The organism is Mesorhizobium sp. NPDC059025 (assembly GCF_042739655.1).
GTDB lineage: Bacteria > Pseudomonadota > Alphaproteobacteria > Rhizobiales > Rhizobiaceae > Mesorhizobium.
In genome coordinates this window covers 49,564-67,314 of sequence record NZ_JBHYIM010000010.1, presented here as the reverse complement: position 1 = coordinate 67,314, position 17,751 = coordinate 49,564, and the positions used below count along the sequence as shown (strand labels likewise).

The 17,751-nt window shown below is 49.1% G+C and carries 17 protein-coding genes; 11 read left to right on the top strand and 6 right to left on the bottom strand.

Going from position 1 to position 17,751, the window contains the following annotated elements; genetic code table 11:
• Positions 1 to 31: 31 nt before the first annotated feature.
• The 3 genes from ACFWYE_RS22385 to ACFWYE_RS22375 are packed head-to-tail and all read right to left on the bottom strand — an operon-like array spanning position 32 to position 2,959.
• Positions 32 to 1,060 carry a PLP-dependent cysteine synthase family protein gene (locus tag ACFWYE_RS22385; protein WP_379114376.1) on the bottom strand — a complete coding sequence of 343 codons (1,029 nt, stop codon included), beginning with the start codon at positions 1,058 to 1,060 and terminating at the stop codon, positions 32 to 34.
• An 11-nt stretch (positions 1,061 to 1,071) separates the two neighbouring features.
• Positions 1,072 to 2,472 carry an alanine racemase gene (locus tag ACFWYE_RS22380; RefSeq protein WP_379114374.1) on the bottom strand — a complete coding sequence of 467 codons (1,401 nt, stop codon included), beginning with the start codon at positions 2,470 to 2,472 and terminating at the stop codon, positions 1,072 to 1,074.
• A gap of 34 nt (positions 2,473 to 2,506) precedes the next feature.
• Positions 2,507 to 2,959 (bottom strand): hypothetical protein, encoded by a 453-nt coding sequence (locus ACFWYE_RS22375; RefSeq protein WP_379114373.1) that lies wholly within the window; start codon positions 2,957 to 2,959, stop codon positions 2,507 to 2,509.
• Between the two features lie 346 nt (positions 2,960 to 3,305).
• On the opposite strand from ACFWYE_RS22375, the gene ACFWYE_RS22370 reads away from it, so the two are divergent.
• From ACFWYE_RS22370 to ACFWYE_RS22325, 10 genes are all read left to right on the top strand, one after another.
• Positions 3,306 to 3,671, top strand: coding sequence for an acyl carrier protein (locus ACFWYE_RS22370; RefSeq protein WP_379114372.1), 366 nt, complete (start codon positions 3,306 to 3,308; stop codon positions 3,669 to 3,671).
• Between the two features lie 4 nt (positions 3,672 to 3,675).
• Positions 3,676 to 4,836: a hypothetical protein gene (locus ACFWYE_RS22365; RefSeq protein ID WP_379114370.1), complete on the top strand. Its 1,161-nt coding sequence runs from the start codon at positions 3,676 to 3,678 to the stop codon at positions 4,834 to 4,836.
• Entirely contained in the window at positions 4,826 to 6,097 is a 1,272-nt protein-coding gene (locus ACFWYE_RS22360; protein WP_379114368.1) for a beta-ketoacyl-[acyl-carrier-protein] synthase family protein, read from the top strand. The genes ACFWYE_RS22365 and ACFWYE_RS22360 overlap by 11 nt, the downstream gene beginning before the upstream one ends.
• A 44-nt stretch (positions 6,098 to 6,141) precedes the next feature.
• Entirely contained in the window at positions 6,142 to 7,377 is a 1,236-nt protein-coding gene (locus ACFWYE_RS22355) for a hypothetical protein (RefSeq protein ID WP_379114367.1), read from the top strand.
• Between the two features lie 24 nt (positions 7,378 to 7,401).
• Complete coding sequence (locus tag ACFWYE_RS22350) at positions 7,402 to 8,652, top strand: hypothetical protein (protein WP_379114365.1); 1,251 nt, start codon at positions 7,402 to 7,404, stop codon at positions 8,650 to 8,652.
• Positions 8,645 to 9,139 carry a DUF6622 family protein gene (locus tag ACFWYE_RS22345; protein ID WP_379114363.1) on the top strand — a complete coding sequence of 165 codons (495 nt, stop codon included), beginning with the start codon at positions 8,645 to 8,647 and terminating at the stop codon, positions 9,137 to 9,139. The genes ACFWYE_RS22350 and ACFWYE_RS22345 overlap by 8 nt, the downstream gene beginning before the upstream one ends.
• Before the next feature lie 11 nt (positions 9,140 to 9,150).
• Positions 9,151 to 9,573: a hypothetical protein gene (locus ACFWYE_RS22340; RefSeq protein WP_379114361.1), complete on the top strand. Its 423-nt coding sequence runs from the start codon at positions 9,151 to 9,153 to the stop codon at positions 9,571 to 9,573.
• A 923-nt stretch (positions 9,574 to 10,496) separates the two neighbouring features.
• Positions 10,497 to 11,219 (top strand): SDR family NAD(P)-dependent oxidoreductase, encoded by a 723-nt coding sequence (locus ACFWYE_RS22335; RefSeq protein ID WP_379114359.1) that lies wholly within the window; start codon positions 10,497 to 10,499, stop codon positions 11,217 to 11,219.
• Between the two features lie 12 nt (positions 11,220 to 11,231).
• Positions 11,232 to 12,077: an arylamine N-acetyltransferase gene (locus ACFWYE_RS22330; RefSeq protein ID WP_379114357.1), complete on the top strand. Its 846-nt coding sequence runs from the start codon at positions 11,232 to 11,234 to the stop codon at positions 12,075 to 12,077.
• Positions 12,078 to 12,689: 612 nt separating this feature from the next.
• Complete coding sequence (locus ACFWYE_RS22325; protein ID WP_379114355.1) at positions 12,690 to 13,982, top strand: acetyl-CoA carboxylase biotin carboxylase subunit family protein; 1,293 nt, start codon at positions 12,690 to 12,692, stop codon at positions 13,980 to 13,982.
• 129 nt (positions 13,983 to 14,111) lie between these two features.
• On the opposite strand, the gene ACFWYE_RS22320 is transcribed toward ACFWYE_RS22325, so the two are convergent.
• The 3 genes from ACFWYE_RS22320 to ACFWYE_RS22310 form a co-directional block, all read right to left on the bottom strand.
• Complete coding sequence (locus ACFWYE_RS22320) at positions 14,112 to 15,416, bottom strand: ATP-binding protein (RefSeq protein ID WP_379114354.1); 1,305 nt, start codon at positions 15,414 to 15,416, stop codon at positions 14,112 to 14,114.
• Entirely contained in the window at positions 15,377 to 15,802 is a 426-nt protein-coding gene (locus tag ACFWYE_RS22315) for a hypothetical protein (protein WP_379114352.1), read from the bottom strand. The genes ACFWYE_RS22320 and ACFWYE_RS22315 overlap by 40 nt, the downstream gene beginning before the upstream one ends.
• 155 nt (positions 15,803 to 15,957) lie before the next feature.
• Complete coding sequence (locus ACFWYE_RS22310) at positions 15,958 to 16,587, bottom strand: response regulator (RefSeq protein WP_379114350.1); 630 nt, start codon at positions 16,585 to 16,587, stop codon at positions 15,958 to 15,960.
• A 455-nt stretch (positions 16,588 to 17,042) separates the two neighbouring features.
• Here ACFWYE_RS22310 and ACFWYE_RS22305 point away from each other — a divergent pair, with 455 nt between their 5' ends.
• Entirely contained in the window at positions 17,043 to 17,738 is a 696-nt protein-coding gene (locus ACFWYE_RS22305; protein ID WP_379114349.1) for a TetR/AcrR family transcriptional regulator, read from the top strand.
• Positions 17,739 to 17,751 lie beyond the last annotated feature (13 nt).

The following is a 17,751-nucleotide window of genomic DNA, read 5'->3' as shown; positions in this document are numbered from 1 at the left end:
TTTCCCCTTGTCGATTTGAAAAGAAGAAAAGTTACGAGCTTTTCATGCGCCTAATGCGCGCGAGAGATTTGTTCTCTTGAAGCCCGGTATTGTGCACTATGAGATGATGTATGCTGTTCCGATACATATCGATCTCTGGTATTTTATTATAAAGCCAGTCATCTTTGAAGATACTGTCCATGTATTTGAACCCAGTGTCGCATGCCAGAGTTACAACGCGACTCCCCCTTGGCGCATCAAGGCAATATTGAATGGCTTCGAAGATCGAGCCTCCCGCCGATCCGCCGACCATCAAGCCGAAATTTTCTGCAAGAACTCTGCATGTTGCAAATGCGTTGGGGTCGCTGACCTTGCGCCCCTCGTCAATAACGTCATAGTCAATGACCAGACCCACATTCGCACCATCCGGCGTTCCGGTGCCGGACTGTAGATAGGATTTGGCAGGCCCTCCAAATATAATACTGCCCTCAGGTTCGACTCCGACAATACGGATACTAGGTAGGGATTTTTTTAGTTCGCGAGCTGTACCGCATAACGACCCTCCGGTGCCGATTGCGCCGATCAAGCAGTCAATGCTACCTTCGAGATCGTCGAGGAGTTCCTGCGCAAGGTTGGCATATCCTTCGGCATTTGCCGGATTGTCATGCTGCTCCGTGCAATAGGTCCACTCGTCTTGGTCGGCAAGTTGATGAGCGATCTCATCTCGTTCCGCAGTAACGAGCTTTCCGCCCCCGCCGATAAGCATGACCTCGCCCCCCAACGCCTGGACGGCGCTGACCTTATCGGGAGCCGCATGACTATCCATGACAGCTGTAAATTTGTACTCACGCTCGGCGCACAGCATAGATAGCGCGGTTGCAGTATTGCCCGAGGACGACTCAACGATCCTCAAGCCATCGTGGCGACCGGATCGCCTTTCAACCGCATCAAGCATGCTCAAGGCCATGCGGTCTTTCATTGATCCGCAGGGATTGAACACTTCGAGTTTGATAAAAAGCTCTACTCCATTGTTCCGGAAAGGGACCCGCAATATTGGGGTTTTTCCGATAAGTTCGCTCATAAAGGATACGATCACGCTACGACAAAGCTCCGAACGTCAACTTCAGAGTCGAGTAGGCAATTGAGTTGACCGTTTGCAAACGAGACAGCAACTTTGCGGGGTACAGAAATGCGGTGGAAAGTACTTTCGTTCGAGTCCATTTGATATCCTGCGGTGTTGTGGAAATAGATTAGATCGCCGGGACGGGGACGGATCGAAAACTCAACGGCCGTCCATCTAATCATGTCACTTTCGAGGCAAGACCGTCCTGCTAGCACGTACGTCCTCTTGTCGGGTTCGCGGGCTTGTAACCCCTGTGGGACTAAAAAGGGCTCGGGCAGAAAATCGGAACTGAACCAAGTCTCGGACAACGAAAAACTCATGCCATCCAAAATGAGCAAATCCATCTCCTGGGCGGTTCGCTTAACGCCCAGGACTCGCATTAGAGTTCCTCCACACTGGTCCGTTAAAGCTCGACCAGGCTCTACAATAAGTTTCAGATTCAACTCATCAATGACCGACTTGCAGCCCAAGTCTGACAGGAGCTCGCACAGTATCTGCTCTGCTTGTCTGTCAGCAGCGCTATCTGAGAAATAGGAGTATCCACCTTGAAGTCGCTTGTTTTGCCAAGTTTTTGGTGGCTCGACGGTGGATGGACGGTGTGCGAGGTATGAGACCAAGAAGCCGCCACCAAGGGAAAGGCTCCGAACGTGTATGTCTCGACTGGCGAGTTGCTGGAGAATTTTAAGAGCCTCCTTGGCAACACACACACGTTCTAGGCTACTGTAGCCGGAAAGATGGAATGCTACTCCCTCAATCATGATTCCGCTGGCATGCAGTTTTTGTGCCGCATGAAATAATTCATCCGCAGTAAAACCAAATCGAGAATTTATCTGCAAAGGTGGCCGGTACCGCAACACGGGTTTGCCTTTGCTCATCATGGCAGTTTGTATTTGTATAAAGCGGTCCAACTCGGAAAAACTGTCAATGCTCACGGAGATGTCGTGCGCGAGGCAAAGGGCGAGTTCATGATCGGGCTTATCAGGCCCTGTAAAAGAAACCCGTTCCCGAGGTGTATAGTTCCGCAATGACGCTAGTAATTCGCCTGCACTCGACACGTCCATTCCAGTGCCGGAGAGCGAAAGGGCCATCGTGAGTGCATCGCTTTTGCAAGCTTTCATGCCAAACCGCACGTCAACCTGCTCCATAATTGCTCTTAGCCTAGTGAGCCAGCGTTGACCATTTGCAAAGGCAATCTCGGGAAAGATCAAATGCAACGGTGAACCAAAACAGCCGACCCAACGGTGTAGATCTTGCTGATGTGCAAGCAACGAGCGGACCCGCTTGTCCAAGATGGGCATATATGCTGAGGTCTCGGGTTCCGACCATCTGAACTCGTCGATCATGTGGTTGGCGATCAAAGACTCGCTCATTGAGTGCACGGCCGATCGATCCTAGTTGACGGGACTACAACAACTCATCCAGCGAATAGGTGGGGTAGGACAGATCAAGCAGAAGATCATGCTTGGTCGTCTTGTAGCCAAGGAGGGCCCCTGTCAGGCCAGCGGAAACTACCTGGTTTGGTGAAACTGCCTGTCCCTTGGACCAACTGGACAGCTGTAGGTGACGGTTTCCGTAATACAGCAAGATGCATGGCACGCACTGGAGACCGAGATTGTGCGCGACCCATAGCCGATGGTTCCCATCCATAACCGCCTTGCTCTCACGTTCAAGGAGAATGGGATTATTCCATTTGCCTTCATTCTCGATTTTTTTTCTTAGCGATGCCGCGCGCCCAAGATTGATTTCCTCAGTCCTTTTCAGGTCGGATGTCTTGATAAGGGCGAAAATAATCTCCTGGTGAATTTCACCGGAAGCACTGTCTTGAGACCATACCAATCTCTGGCCAAATTCACGCATCAGTGTGCTCTCATGCCGACGATGTTTTGAATGCCGAGAAGTTACCTTCAAATATATGATGCATAAGTATTATATAAATATAATTGGATATTTATTTCCAATCATGCTTCATATAAATTCGTGATAAAAATTTCCATGTCATAGTTGTGAGTCTTTACCAGAATAGATGCCGTCGCTGGGAAAAAATAGGGGTGATCTCATCCCTATTTTTTTGCATTCAACTTACTATCGTTGTCCGCGTGGCCGTTAATCGTACTTTCGAGGCGCTGTTGGCATGCGAAACCAAGGTCGCCTTGCTGGCAGATTGAAAGCATCGCTTATGAAGTTGTAGTTGGAGGGATTGACGATGTATCTCGATACGGTAAAGAAAATAGCGGCAAATGTTCTATATATAGATAATATTTCAGAAATAGGAGATAATAATCCTCTCGCTGAATATGGATTTAGTTCCATAGATTATATAGATCTATGTTATGAACTAAAAAGTAATATATCAGAAAAGATAACTCCTGAAAATTTGTGGCCGTTCAATGCGATGAGTACGACAAAGGAATATTTCGACGGTACGAACTGGACTCCGAGTGGGTGGAAGCGTGTTTGCGACGCGTTGGGATTGGAGGAGGAGGTAAAACCAATCGAGCCTAAGGATCTTGGTCGTTACTTTACACCGGTTGTACTTTCGCGCCGCGTCACTCAAATTGTGAACGGCTGAACTGATGTCCAACGTTGCGGTCACCGGTGTAGGACTGCTGGCGCGGGGGCGAACAACAGAGTCGGCCGCGGAAATTTTAAGCAAAGAGTTTCAGCATCATGAATCGTTCTTAGGAAACGCGATTCCGGTGGAGGAATATCGAAAGAATGTGGTTCAGCTAGTCGCGAGAGAAGATAGATCAATTCTTAACGACGCAGCGATTCAATGCCTGTTGACTGCAATAGATGCTTTTGCGTTAGCGGAAGAGAAGGGCCCTATAGACGGAAAAACTCGTGAGAACATTGGCGTCTTTACAAGCGCTGAGCGGGAGCGGGAGTTCCCGACTGAGTTTTGGGACCTCGTCCATCGCCGCGAGTGGGATCAGCCACCTACTGTTAGCGCGGTATTGTCTCGCATTGGTCAATTGCGGGAACGAGTGCACCCGCTCGCCCTTTTTAAAAAACTACCTACCAATGCTTTGTATCACATCTCGAAGTACTTTCAGCTGCGCGGAGGAGGATATCCAATACAGCGAATGTCTCTGGGTGGCATATGCATGATTGAGGAAGCTGCTGCAAAAATTGCAGATGGGTGCCTGGATGGAGCTATCCTTAGCGCCTGTGGAAATATGGCAAGCCTCGATAATCATCTCGCGTTTTCGAGAATGGGGTTGTTACGCGAGCGCGATGGTACGTCCGGCATCCTGCCTTCCGCTGCTGCAGCTTCAATTCTGTTGGAGCCGCAGCAGCGAGTTCAAGATCGAGGTGCTTCCCCTTTTGCGCTTCTGCACCGGGCGAGTACAAAATTTCACGATAAAGTCCAAGTCAACGATGCCGATTGGTTGGCATTCTACGACCGTTATTTCTCGGATTTAGCTTCGAAGCCGATTTTTGTTGTTTGCTATGACAATGGAATAGAAGAATCTGGTGAAAAAGAGAGGTCTGCTGTCCGGAAGTTCTTCGCAAACCCAAAAATATTATCGTATAAAAAGTATACAGGATATACTGGGCAACCAAACAATCTTGTCGATTTTATTTTAACGATAGCGGATACGTCTGTCCCGATCGGGGCATCTATTATTCTCAATGGGATCGGAACATCTGTCGGGATGGGAGCGGTACTTTTTGAGAAGTGCCGAGATACCATTGCGAGCCAGGCGGTGCGAGGTGCGAGTTATGGCAACTGACGGGAATGATGTCGTGGTAAGCGCCTTCGGTGCCGTGACCCCAATTGGAGTGACTTATGAAGAAATAGAGCGAGCGCTTCGGACGGGGAAATCGGGCATTCGCAAAATTCTTAAATACGATACCGACTCGTTCAAGGTTAAGCATGCTGGTGTGCCTGAGTTGGGCAACGAGAAGATACGCTGGCCTTCCGGTGGAGCTCCCGTCATCGGTGATATCCTGTATGTAAGAGCCGCTCTAAAGTCGCTTCGAGCGCACGAAGGGTTCCAACTAGATCAATATGAGAAGGATCGTATCGGCTGCTTTCTCGGAGCGGATGAGCCGGTGGCCGATGTCGTCCAGATTACGAAATGTATATTGGAAGCCGAGCCGGACGCCACGAGTTTAGAAGAGCGAGCAAAGGTAATATCTCGCAACTTCAGGATCGGTGATTTCATAAATTACAGCCCAGTTTCAGCGCTGAAGCAGGTGCAGGATGCTCTTGGATTTGAGGGGCCAGCATTTAGCCATATTGGGCTCTGCTCCGCGTCCCTGCAAGCAATCGGGACAGGGTTTCAAGCGATCAGGAGGGGTAGGCTGGACGCCGCAATCGTCGGGGGGGTTTCTGCAAAGATTTCTCCCGAGCACTTTATCGGGCTTGAAGCAGCAGACGTAATTGCGTCGGACGGCACCGTTCCCCCAGAGGAGAGATCAAGGCCATTTGATAAATGGCGTTCAGGGTACATTCCGGCGGAAGGCGCTGTTTTGTTTGTGCTGGAGCGAAAGAAGCATGTTGAGAGCAGCGGTCGAGCGCCTCTGCTCAGAATTGCAGGATACGGCGCAAGTCTGAATGCGTCGCATATCGTGAAGCCTCATCTGGAATCGCGCGAAATGGAACTTTCGATGAGGCGCGCAATACGGGATGCCGGACTTGATGCCACAGACATCGATCTCGTGAATGCTCACGGTACGTCGACACAACTTAACGATTTTCATGAGTCCAGGGCCATCAACACCGTTTTTGGCCGTCCAATCCCCGTCACAGCCAACAAGTCAATCCATGGCCACATGATTGCAGCAGCCGGTGCAATGGAAACTTTAAACTGTCTCATTTCTTCCCTCGAGGGTTTCATTCCTGGAACCATAAACATCCAACATCAGGATCCAGCTTGCGACGTTACAGTCGTTCGCAAAACTGTCGATGCCAGGCCAAGGAATATCTTGAAAAACTCATTCGGGATGGGGGGCCTTGCTGCCACTGTGGTCTTGGAGAGTTGTTCATGAGGTCGCGAAGTGGAAACGCAGAGCGAGAGGTTAGGGCTGTGGAAATGAAGTCTCATTCTCGGTTCGACGTCTCCAAATTCAACCTGATGATCGCGACGTATAATGAGGCTACGCCCGAGCGAAATTTGCCGGAAGTCTCCAGCTACGAGCATTTCTGTGCCGCCTATCCTGTTACCGATCGCGAATTTCTACGTTCAGCTGGAGAGGACCTGCTCAAGAGGGGGCAACTCACTGGCTGCTACATCGTTTCGACGTCTGGAACGACATCTACACCCGTTGTGATGGCAAATCGGATATGGAAAAATCCTACGGACGACTCCTATCCCCGCCAATTCTACAACTTTATAAGCGAGAATATCTTTCGGTCAGAAGACGTTATCGCAAATCTATTCTTCCCTGGCGGATTTGGCTTGCTCTACGAAGGCGCTTGCAGATTTTTGGAGCCAACAGGAGCAACAATATTGCCGATCGGCCGGATGGATTCATTCCAAAATGACCGCCCGCACTTCCAGCTTTTCCAGCGCCTCGGCTTGAACACTTTGATTGGATCTCCATCAAGTATTGTCGAGTTTGCGAGAAATTCCGCTCAGTTTTCAGTAAACATTAATATTAGAAAAGTCGTCTTTTCCAGCGAAGCTTTTTACCCGAGTAAAAGAGAATACATTCGGTCGATTTGGCCGGCGGCGAGCTTCTACAGTCTCTATGGGGCTACCGAATTCGGCCTAGCATGTGTGGGATTACCGACATTCGAGACCAATCGTCACCACCTTTTCGAGGATTGGTTTGTCGTAGAGGTCGACAACGATGACAACCTCTACATTACCGATTTGAAGGGGCCGTTGGTCCCCATTATCCGCTACCGCATCGGTGACCGGGGCAGCCTTGTAAGTCTGCCGGATGGCTCGTCCCAATTAGAACTTCGTGGACGCAGCGATAACGCTTTCAATTGCGGAGGAGCGTTGATCAAATTTGAGACTATCGTGCAAAAGATAAGACATGCTGGTGTTTCCGTCCATGCGGATGATCGCAATATTCAATTGATCTTACGGAGTGGTGAAAGTGGTCAAGATCAAATGGACATTGTTCTGGATCTCGACATTTCCGAGAACAGTGAAATTGCGAAAAGTGTTCTGGCCGAGGTTAGTTCGATTAAGGAAATTTCAGAGGATATCAGGCGCGGTGCAGTGCAGTTGAATGTGCTGGGAAGAGACAAAATACACACGAGTAGAAGATCCAAGCGGCCTGCGGTTGTCGATCTCCGCGAAATATCGGCCATCTGAAGCCAAGCTGGGAAATTCGTTGTTATGAAAGCTACGAACTTCAATCACGGGCGCTTTAATCAGATGATTGCCGCCTACAATGAGGTCGGCAATCTCACAAACATGCCTTCTGTGGAGACGCTGGAAGATTTTCGTCTCAAATATCCGGTCACGACCAAAACCGATCTACGGGAGATTAGCCGATCTCTTGCCCTCGGGGGGCACTTCAAAAGTGGATACATAATCGCCACGTCCGGGACAACCTCAGAGCCGTTGGTACTCGGTCATCGTATTTGGAATGATGTGTCCGAAGGTACCTATCCATACGAATTTTATGTTTATCTGCTCTCGAACGTGTTCAATGAAGACGATGTCGCCGCAAATCTCTTTCGGCCAGGTGGGCTGGGAGTGGTGTACGAAGCCGCCAACAGGTTTCTTGAACCTATTGGCGCGACAATTCTTCCCATCGGTGTATTGGATTCCATCCAATGTAATCGGGAGCTCCTCCGTTTTTTTCGAGATTTGGGGTTAAATACAGTCATCGGAACGCCTCCGAGCGTTGTTCAATTTGCCCTGAATTCCGAAATTCACGGTGTCGAGTTGAACATAAGAAAGATCGTCTATACCGGCGAACCATTCTATCCGCGAAAGCGGGATATAATAAAGCGTATCTGGAAAGGTGCTGAATATTATAGCCTCTTTGGAGGGATCGAATACGGCTATGCCGCAATAAGTACCCCGTCGATGCCGAGTGGCGTCCATGAGGTGCTTGAGGACTGGTATTTCTTCGAAACGGACGACGATGGCAGTATATTAGTAACCGACTTGACCACGCCCATAGTTCCAGTTGTGCGCTATAAGATTGGAGACCGCGGCCGCATTATCCCTCCATATAAGGAAGGCGCCGGAGCAGGATTGATTATCGGCGGGCGAAGCGACTCAACATTCAATCTGGTTGGTAACGCCGTCAGCTACGACTCTGTCTGCCGTGTGATCGAAAACAAGACGGGGTGCGTTGAGAACCTTCAGATTATTCTTGAGACACAGGAATGCGGTCAAGATCTCATGACCGTAGCTATCGACGCTGATGTTGACCAAGAGCCAACTTTGTCAACCGATGCGCTAAGCGCGCTCATGACAATCGTCGAAATCGAGGAAGGTGTATCCAGGGGCGTGGTTACCCTTAAGGTCAGCGGCCGAGAGGCCCTCCAAAAGAATTGGCGCACGAAGACTAGGAATGTTATCGACCTCCGTGGAGACGGTATAGTCATTCAAGGGAGCGATAAAGATGATTGAGATACTTAAGAACACCCCCCAGTGGGTGTATGTGGTTTTCACAGTAGTTCTCTATCTTGGGTTGGCCTCTTGCTTCGAAGGGAAGGCGTCGGTCAGGGGTATCTTTATTTTACCCGCTGTTTTCCTGCTATCGTCAGTCTATGGGTTGGTAACCAGGGAAAATCTTGGAGCACTGACTACGATTGCCTGGGTCACTGGGTTTGGTATCACGGCTGTAGTTCTTTATCGCGTAACCCTGGTCACGGGCACTGGTATCCGTCGAGAACAAGATCACCTTATTATACCTGGGGATGTGAGCGTACTTATTGTCAGTATGGTCTTCTTTTCGATCAAATTCTGGTTCGGTTACAAGTCAGCTGTGGATACAGATTGGTCGCGACAAGTGTCATTTCAGGCGATTGATAGTTTAACATCAGGAATTGTTGCTGGTTTCTTCGCTGGACGCAGTTTTGGCCATTATAAGATCGCAAAACGTTTTGGCTTGTAAGGTGTTTTACAATGAATGCATCTGTCCGCGCGTCCGATATTGCATCAAATTACCTGGACTTGTGTCCGACTGTTTTTGTCGGACCGAGCGGCTATGATTGCTATGCGCCACACAATTGGAATCGTGCAGAGAAACTGCGCGCACAGTACGGTGAGTGGGTAGTTGCGGTCGAGACCCTGCACCAATTTGCGGTGCGTGCGACAAGCCGGTTGTTTGCTTCAAATTTAAATTCCGGCAATCGCTTCATTCCGGCAAGTATACGGCAGGCCAAAATTGATCGATTAGCTCAAGTACGCTTGCTGGTCGGTTCAGTGACGAAAAACGATGCGTTTTTTAGCGTAACCATCAAAACAGTGGAGACGTCAGGGATAGAGGTTGGTGGCGATGGTGCAGTTATTTACGTGGTACAGGCACCCTGGAGGTTGCCGTGCTGAGGATACTTAAACCATTTTTTATTTGGGCATTATATCCTTTTATATTAGATGTGCTTGATGGAGATAGATACTATGCCGCAATAACATGTATATTATTGTTGGTTGTGATATCAGCGGATAATTTGAGAAAAGGTTTTCTAATAGATTGGACCGCTGCCTCTTATTTTTTGACATCCGTTCTGGTCGAGTACTCAATCGGACCGACGGTTTTCACGAAATATCCCGTTGTATTTGTCTCTGGTGCGTACTTTATTGTTGCATCAACATCAATTTTCGCGGGAAAACCATACACTTTACAGTATTCGAGGCCGGATAATCCGCCTGAGATTTGGAATGATCCCATATTTGTTAAAATAAACGTCCATATTGCTGTAATTTGGTCCGCCATTTTTCTTAGTTGTTTTATTCTGTCAATTTCCGCGGTGACTTATCCCGATTTGTGGCCTGTATTTGTAATACTTAGGGATGTGATTCTGGCATGCGGACTAGTATTGACTGAGCAATACCCAGATCAATATCTCAAAAGAATGGAGGCGCAGGATGTTTGAGGCCCTAAGTTCTCTATTAGAAGTCGAAGCAGAAGAGATGGGCGAATCTGAATACCTTTTCCAGTTGCGTGTCGCCAAGCAGGCCCCTCTTTTTGAGATACATTTTCCAGAGCAGGCGATTGTGCCTGGCGCCTGCCTAGTGGGGTTTGCAGTGGAGCGATTTAGGCGATGGCAAGCTATACCGGAGGTCAATGGAATTGAGATCAGGCGAACCGTGTTCGGATTCCCCGTTCTGAAGGGTATGCGTTTGACTCTAGCTTTAAGATTGGGGGAAAGGACTTCGAGAAGTCTCGCGTTTTCCTACATTTATCGCTCCGAGGAGGGGATGAGTACCCATGGGATGCTGGCCTGTGTGATAAGTGGAAGGCGGGCAGCATGAAGGAGTGTGCGATTGTAACAGGCGGCGTGAAAGGTATCGGCCGCCGTGTTTCCGAGATGCTTGCCGGCATGGGGATTCTGGTTTTCGCGACCTATCGGAGTGACGTGCTTGCAGCGGAGGCGGTCCGATCACAATCAGATAACCAGATACTTACGCATCGGGTGGACGGATCGGATATTAATTCAGTTCAAGAATTCCGCTCCATTGTGGTTCAGCACGGCACCCCTACGATTTTGATTAATAATGCCGGATTAGCGCTGGATGGCCTTCTTGTGGATAATGGTCGACAACGCATCTTTGAGCTCATGAATAATAATTTCATGGGCACAGTCAATTATTCTCTGACATTTATTGAAGACATGTTGATGAGGCGTCAAGGAAATATAGTAAATATCTCATCTAGCGCCGCTCAAAAAGTAAAGCCGGGTAATTCAGCTTACGGATGCTCAAAGGTGGCTATTGAGCGGTTCTCGAAAGGGCTTGCCAAAGAGGTCGGACGCTTCGACGTGCTCGTGAACTGTGTTGCTCCTGGCTTTGTCGAGACCGAGATGTTTGAGGCTTTTGCGGCGGGCAGCAAGAAGGACATTTTGCGAGAGATTCCGACACGTCGGATTCTTTCTACCGACCACGTCGCTCAGTTGGTCGTTGATATTGCGATGCGCCGAACGAATACGACTGGTTCCGTTTTCTGCGTCGGCAATGGAGAACAAATTATCTAGCGGTTCGAGGCGATGCTTAAAAACGGAAACCAAAGCGGAGCTCTAGGCAGCGAAGTGTGGTTTGGGCGCTACTTGTCGAAGGTGGGCTACCAGCAGGTCGCGGCTGACAGCAAGCTGCAGGTCTTAACCTCAGTTATGGAAGGGCATATTCGTGCATTTCCTTTCGAGATGCTGGACTATTTTTTGGGAACAGCTCCAACTGTAGACATTGATTCAATACTCGAAAAATTCCTTGTTCGCGGTCGAGCCGGCGGGTGTTCTCAACAAAACGCGTTGCTGCAACGAATGCTGCAGTCCCTCAACATTTCCTCCCAGTTTGGAATGGCCAAGATTGCACGAGAGGACGAGCGACCAAGTCCCCGAGCCCACATGGTATTGTTCGCCGAACTCGATGGCGATCTTTGGCTCTGTGATGTCGGCTTTGGCATCGGGGGGCCTTTAGGTCCGCTTATGATCCGAGCTGGAGTAGAGCAGGAACAAGGTTTTCACAAATTCAGAATCTCGGAAGCTCACGCCGGGCTTTTGGTCCTTGAGCGGCAAGTTCATGGGTTCTGGACGCCACTTTATTACTTCGACCTTCGAAGGTACGATTTGGCCGACTTTGAGCCCGCAAATTATTTCAATTCTCTTTCTCCAAAGTCGCTCTTCACTAAAAATTTGATAGTCAGTCGGCCGACCAGTATCGGCGGTGTAGTAATCCGAAATGATACTCTAACAACACGGGATTGCGCTACATCAGTTCAGGAGCGCATATTTTCCGTGCGCCATCTTTGTGAAATTCTGGAGAGCGTTTTTTCCCTTCGTGTATCGACTTGCGACTTCCACAATTTGCCGTCAGCTTTCGGTTTGCGAAATTGACCAGTGGCTTGGAATCACCGATTTGGTACGGTTTCTTTGCTCTGCCGGAAGTGGCGCACTGTCGACCAATCAATTTCTGCTCGTTAAAGGAAAAACGTCGGACGCTTGCCTATAGGGCGCTTTCTCAGCTTGTAGACACGGCGGCAGGAAGAATTGGGCTTACACTCGAAGTGACGACACGTCCCTCTGGGAGGCCGTGTTTCTCTGGGGGATACTCCGACCTGCATCTAAGCTTGGGATATGCCGTCGACTGGGGGCTCGCCGCAGTTTCCCGCAGGAATATCGGCGTCGATATCGAAAACCGGACCCGTGGCACAGAATGGTCCTTACGCGTGAACAAAGTCAGCGGGCGCTCTCTATTTTCAGGCCAGAGCCCCTTGCTTCAGTGGGCTAGGATAGAGGCTAGCATCAAGCTGATGGGAGGTTCGATCTCATCAGACATTGGCAAAATCCAACGTATTCAGCCAGATAGCGGGCACTGGAACCTCGTACACATGCTATCGCCGTCTCGCGATATATGGGTTCGAGATGTACTGGCTCCACATAGTTGCCATGCAGCAATCGCCGTAGTGCAAAAAGCAGAATTAGTTCAAGTTAATCTGGAGTAGTACGATGCCAAGATGTCTTCTCGTCAATCCAGTGGTTAATCATAATATCCTGGCCAACTTTTTATTGCGGTGGGGCGTTGAATGTTTCGCCTTTATCGACATGGAAAAGGTAGGAAAACTTTCCACCGATATGAAAAATCGGGAGCGTGACTTTGATCGCAGCCTATACACCGAAATTTACTTGTCTTTGGACGAGCTCCCCGATCCTGCCTCCCAACCATTCGACGCTGTGATGGCTGGCGGAGAAATTGGCGTGGAGGAAGCTGACCAAATTTGCGCAGGATATCAATTACCAGGTAACGATCCTGAAACTACCAGATTTCGACGAAACAAGGAGGCTATGCAGAAGCAGCTCTCTGCAGCCGGTCTGCCCCATATCAAAACTATCGGGATCAGCAAGGGAGACGATCTCAGGTCGATCGTCGAAAGAATCCCTGAGGGCCCCTATATCCTCAAACCCGTAGACGCTGCGGGTGGAGAGGGACTACGATTTTGCCGCAATTTTGAGGAGCTGGAGAACGCCATCCAGCTTGTAGATTGGGGAGCATTTAATTGCACGTGGCGGCACAACGAACGTTTTCTGGTCCAGGAGTATATTTCAGGCACCGAGTACGTCGTTGACCTTGTAGCGAGAAACGGTGAGCTTGTTGTGTCGGCCATCAGCCGTTATGTTCGGCTTTGCGACATGGGGTATTGGTCAGCGCCCAACGTCAAGCGATTCCTGGTTTTAGAGAACCCTTCGCATCCAAAATTCCACCACCTTATCGAACTAGCGAAGCAATGTTGTAAAGCACTCGGAATTCGGCAAGGTGCTGCGCATATGGAGTTTCTCGACGGTCCTAAGGGCCTCCGTATGGTGGAGGTGGGTGCCAGACTCCACGGATCTCTCGTCCCTAGTCTTTATTCCGAATGCTATGAGAATGACTTACTGTCTTCTCTGTATGTAGCATATTTCGACAAGACGGCACCGTTGCTTGAAGGGAACTTGAAGAAATATGGACTTAGATCTTTTGTGGTTGCGAATGAGAGCGGAACGTTAACTGCGCTGGACCCGATCGAAAATGCATGGTTGCAGCAATGCGGCAGCTTATTTGAGACGTCGACTAGCTGTCTCGCCGGAGAGGATTATCCGAAAACTTCTGACGAAGTAAACACCCCGGCAAGTGGTTTTTTGGTTAATGACAATTTTGATCAACTTCTTTCGGATACCTGCATCCATGATCAAATTTGGGGGAAGCATTTTAATAGCATCCCTTATGAAAAAGCTGATCTCGCTCGCTGGCTGGTTCCGCGGTAGCGATAGCCGTGCCCGTTCCTTCAGTTGGGCAGAGCTTCGAAGCACGCGGTGTTTCTCTAGAGCTGTAACGAAGCGTAGTTCGGCTGAGGCTCTCGTTCTGGATGAGACAGCCGTCTTAGATGATGCGGGTCATAAACCCAAACGAGGTCTAGTTGGTATGCGGACTTGTATGACGGTGCCGCAATTGGGGCTACTGACGATGGTTAGTTTACCTCGAAACGTTGCAGCCATTTGTGCGCATCCTGTGAGACCTAGTCCCACATGATTTCCGGCTTTTGTAGAGAAGAAGGCAGCCGTCGCCTTCGCACAAACCTCCGGCGTCATCCCAACGCCATTATCGGAGATCTGCAAAAGAATGGCAGACCGCCCGAAAAATCGCGGCTTTTTGAACTCTGCCCGCACGGCTATCTCGGGCAACGTCTTATTCTTGACGGCAGTCTCCGCGTTCTGAAGGAGTTCATCCACCAATAGGTGAAATTGGAAGGTTGGCATCGGTACGGGAAAGACTGCTTTGTCGATAGTAATCGATGGCTCGATGGCTCCTTTTCGCAATCGGACGGCTTCGTGCAAGATTTCACCAAGCGGTTTCGATTCCCAATCTGCTGTGTGAAAGGCGATCCTTAGAAGTCCGTCATTGATTGCCTCAAGTTCATTCGCTGCGCTCTGAGCTGCCGTCAGCATCTCCTCGGAAAGCGGACTATGCGGACCTCTGGTTTCCAAAAACAGACGAAGGGCAGTGACGCGCGAGCGTGTCATATGGGCAAAGAGCGACGCGAAGGAACGCAAATGCTGATCACGTCGGCTGACGAAAGCGTAGCGCTGGTGCATGAGAAAATAGAAAACTGCAACCAGGCCGAGCGTAATTGCGAAGAAAAGCAAGTTGCGAGAAGCGGCACTATCAATCTGAGCAGTACCCTGAAGGGCGGTACCATGATTTACCGTTGCGCCGGACACTTCGTACATACTCTTTTCGATATCATTCATATCGAGAGAAGTCGTAGTGAAATCGAATGTTCCGGTGGTCAGTGAATCAGATATTTTCTCGATACCATTTTTTATTTTTAAAAGAGATATGACATATTTTTTAGAAAGAAAGCGATCAATATAGTATAGGGCGAGCAATTGCTCGAGATTAACACGCACAAGGGTAATCTGCCTACGCACGTCGGGATCAAGTTTCCCTGTCTCGCTTGCAATGCGGATATAACTATTGGCTCGCACCAATCGCTCTCGGATTTGTGCAGCTCTCCACTGAATTTCGTAGGTTTGACTCAGCATTTCATCAGTCTGGCGCCGATAATGTTCGGACTGTAGAAAGGCCCAGGTGCAAAACAGTAGTGCAGTGGCCAATCCGACGTAAGGAAGAATGGCAAGGAGACGGCTAACTCTTAACGTCATTGCTGCTGTCGGAGGACAACCGGAAAGAAAACCCAAATAGAATTTCGCGCGGGAATGTACCCACGCGGCAGGCGATCAAAGGGCCAGACTACAAAAATAGGTCCCTTTTCGAGCATGGTGATGGACCGGAACTCCTGATTGGAGTCGCAATTCCCTTTCGTACGATCGCTATCTGTACAGCTCTGCTCGACGGCTAGTATCGGATCGTATTGCTCTATCTCTTCACTGAGGATATCCGAAGTAAAGTCATCGTACGCAATAATCCGGATGTTGAGACCATTATAGATACCACTTTTTGACAGTACATCTCTCAGAAATGGTCCGCGAAAAACAATTCTTTCGTCTTCCTTTGTCCAGGGTGTTCGAGTTTTGTATGTTTGTTGCTGGAATTGCTTTTTAAGGTCTTCGATCGTATAAACCATCAACCTAGCGCCTGACTGATTTTGAACAGTAATCGAGTCTGGGGCATCGTAGATTGCCGCCCGAGCTTGGATATTGAGAAACGAGATCGTTGCCGCGAACGCTGAAGCAATGAGTTTATATTGCACTAACGACCTCAATTCGAACGTCCCAACGATTACAAGCCATTCGGCAGTCTATGGCCAATTCGTAAAAGCTTAGCTCTTGCTTGTTTGTAGTATTTTTCAGAAGTGGCCGCATCAATTCCTAGTCGATCTGACATAATTTCATAGATTGTCTTCTTCTTCGTGCCTCGTTCGCGGCGAACCATCATGTCGACAATTTGTTGTTCTCGCGGTGTTAGTCCAGAGTATCTATAATCCGTGGTAGCCATCGCAATTCTGGAAAGCCTGATTGAGAAGCCCTTCGTCGAAATGTCTTTAAGAACTTCTCGAAATACACCTGGCTCCAGGCCAGTCTTTCCAAGATAGCCCGCCGCACCCAATCGCCGGCATTCTTGCGATTCAGAATCCGAATCTGATCCCGTTACTACAACGTGAATCGCGCTTGGTGATGCCTGTATAATTTTATCGACCACGGAGACTCGATCCTTGACTGCGGTCGGGTCAATGCCGGGCAAACCGGGATCAACTACAACAAGGTCATAATTGTCTTTTGAAAGTTCGCGCGTAGCGAGTTCTAACGTCTCTGCCCCAAGGACGATGCAATTTTCTATGCATCCTTGAATTTGTTCCATCAATGCTAGTCGCATCAAGTTTTGGTCTTCGACAACCAAGGCTCGAAACATGCCGGATTCCTCTCTCCTTGCAGAAAAGCACTTCTCGTTGCCGGGAGCGCAGAGATCCCACGGGTGGCTGTGACGCCTATAAAGGTGCTTCTCGCTTCAACATGTGTTGTGCCAAACCGCCACCGACGATGTTCCTGGGGAGGTAGCGAGCTATACCGCCCCGATTGACTGGAGGTATAAAAGAGCGCCAAAGCCGAATCTGTGGCTTCATCGGGAGGTTGCGTCGAAACAAGCTTCGAAGCTGTATCAGAATCCGCAAAAAGAAGCGGACGGATACGCGATAGCTGAGCCTGAATTTGACACCCGATCACGGATACCGCTCCGTAGGGATTCAAATGACTGTTCGGGTCGATAGACAATTGGAACTCACATGTCAACCGAACGAACAGCATATATCTATCGTTCGATATATAAGTTAGACACAGCGCCCGACCGGAGCGAATGAGAGAAACAACATGCGAACACGACTTACGCAAGCGCAACGTTCGGAAGCAACGCGCAATGCCTGTTTGGATGCTGCTGAGTTGCTATTTGCGAAAAATGGTTATCACGGCACTGGAATTCGCGAAATTGCGGATAGCGCCGCCCTAACAAGTGGTGGATTGCTCGGAGCTTTTGGAAGCAAGCATCAGATAATGTTGGCCCTCATTGAGAGAAGGGCGAATGATATCGCTATCCTGAGAAAGCAAGCTTTTGATGTGCTCGTTGAGCGACCCGGTATCCCCGATTACTCGGATCTAATATTTGCCTATCTGGATCCGCTCTTGGACTATATGGAGTCCGGAGACGCGAATAAGATCGCGTATGTCCAAATTCTCACCCAGTTGGCAACTTCTCCTGCGGAGTGGTATGAGCATATTTCAAAATACTATGACCACATCTCAAAATTGTATGTCGACGAATTGTGTAGAGCGTCACCTGGGCTTAACAGAGATAGTGTAGCAAGTGCGTTTGTTTTTACAATAAATTGTATGCTTATTACATCTACTTCCCCTGTTCGCAATGATGTCTTGGCGAAAGATTCCAAGCCGACAAAAAGAGGAATTGTCTCGTTCAATCAAGCGAAATATATAAAAGAAAATAGATCGAATATTCGAAGAGCTTTGGTTGCTGCTTATCGGGAATTTTTGGGCGTAGCGGTCGACTGCTAATCAGGTGCGAATC

Bases quoted from the DNA above. Each gene is read 5' to 3' on its own strand.
- ACFWYE_RS22350 (WP_379114365.1), top strand. From the start codon at position 7,402: ATGAAAGCTACGAACTTCAATCACGGGCGCTTTAATCAGATGATTGCC.
- ACFWYE_RS22385 (WP_379114376.1), bottom strand. From the start codon at position 1,060: ATGAGCGAACTTATCGGAAAAACCCCAATATTGCGGGTCCCTTTCCGG.
- ACFWYE_RS22310 (WP_379114350.1), bottom strand. From the start codon at position 16,587: ATGTTTCGAGCCTTGGTTGTCGAAGACCAAAACTTGATGCGACTAGCA.
- ACFWYE_RS22335 (WP_379114359.1), top strand. From the start codon at position 10,497: ATGAAGGAGTGTGCGATTGTAACAGGCGGCGTGAAAGGTATCGGCCGC.
- ACFWYE_RS22360 (WP_379114368.1), top strand. From the start codon at position 4,826: ATGGCAACTGACGGGAATGATGTCGTGGTAAGCGCCTTCGGTGCCGTG.
- ACFWYE_RS22375 (WP_379114373.1), bottom strand. From the start codon at position 2,959: ATGCGTGAATTTGGCCAGAGATTGGTATGGTCTCAAGACAGTGCTTCC.
- ACFWYE_RS22330 (WP_379114357.1), top strand. From the start codon at position 11,232: ATGCTTAAAAACGGAAACCAAAGCGGAGCTCTAGGCAGCGAAGTGTGG.
- ACFWYE_RS22340 (WP_379114361.1), top strand. From the start codon at position 9,151: ATGAATGCATCTGTCCGCGCGTCCGATATTGCATCAAATTACCTGGAC.
- ACFWYE_RS22345 (WP_379114363.1), top strand. From the start codon at position 8,645: ATGATTGAGATACTTAAGAACACCCCCCAGTGGGTGTATGTGGTTTTC.
- ACFWYE_RS22365 (WP_379114370.1), top strand. From the start codon at position 3,676: ATGTCCAACGTTGCGGTCACCGGTGTAGGACTGCTGGCGCGGGGGCGA.
- ACFWYE_RS22305 (WP_379114349.1), top strand. From the start codon at position 17,043: ATGCGAACACGACTTACGCAAGCGCAACGTTCGGAAGCAACGCGCAAT.
- ACFWYE_RS22355 (WP_379114367.1), top strand. From the start codon at position 6,142: ATGAAGTCTCATTCTCGGTTCGACGTCTCCAAATTCAACCTGATGATC.
- ACFWYE_RS22315 (WP_379114352.1), bottom strand. From the start codon at position 15,802: ATGGTTTATACGATCGAAGACCTTAAAAAGCAATTCCAGCAACAAACA.
- ACFWYE_RS22380 (WP_379114374.1), bottom strand. From the start codon at position 2,472: ATGAGCGAGTCTTTGATCGCCAACCACATGATCGACGAGTTCAGATGG.
- ACFWYE_RS22370 (WP_379114372.1), top strand. From the start codon at position 3,306: ATGTATCTCGATACGGTAAAGAAAATAGCGGCAAATGTTCTATATATA.
- ACFWYE_RS22325 (WP_379114355.1), top strand. From the start codon at position 12,690: ATGCCAAGATGTCTTCTCGTCAATCCAGTGGTTAATCATAATATCCTG.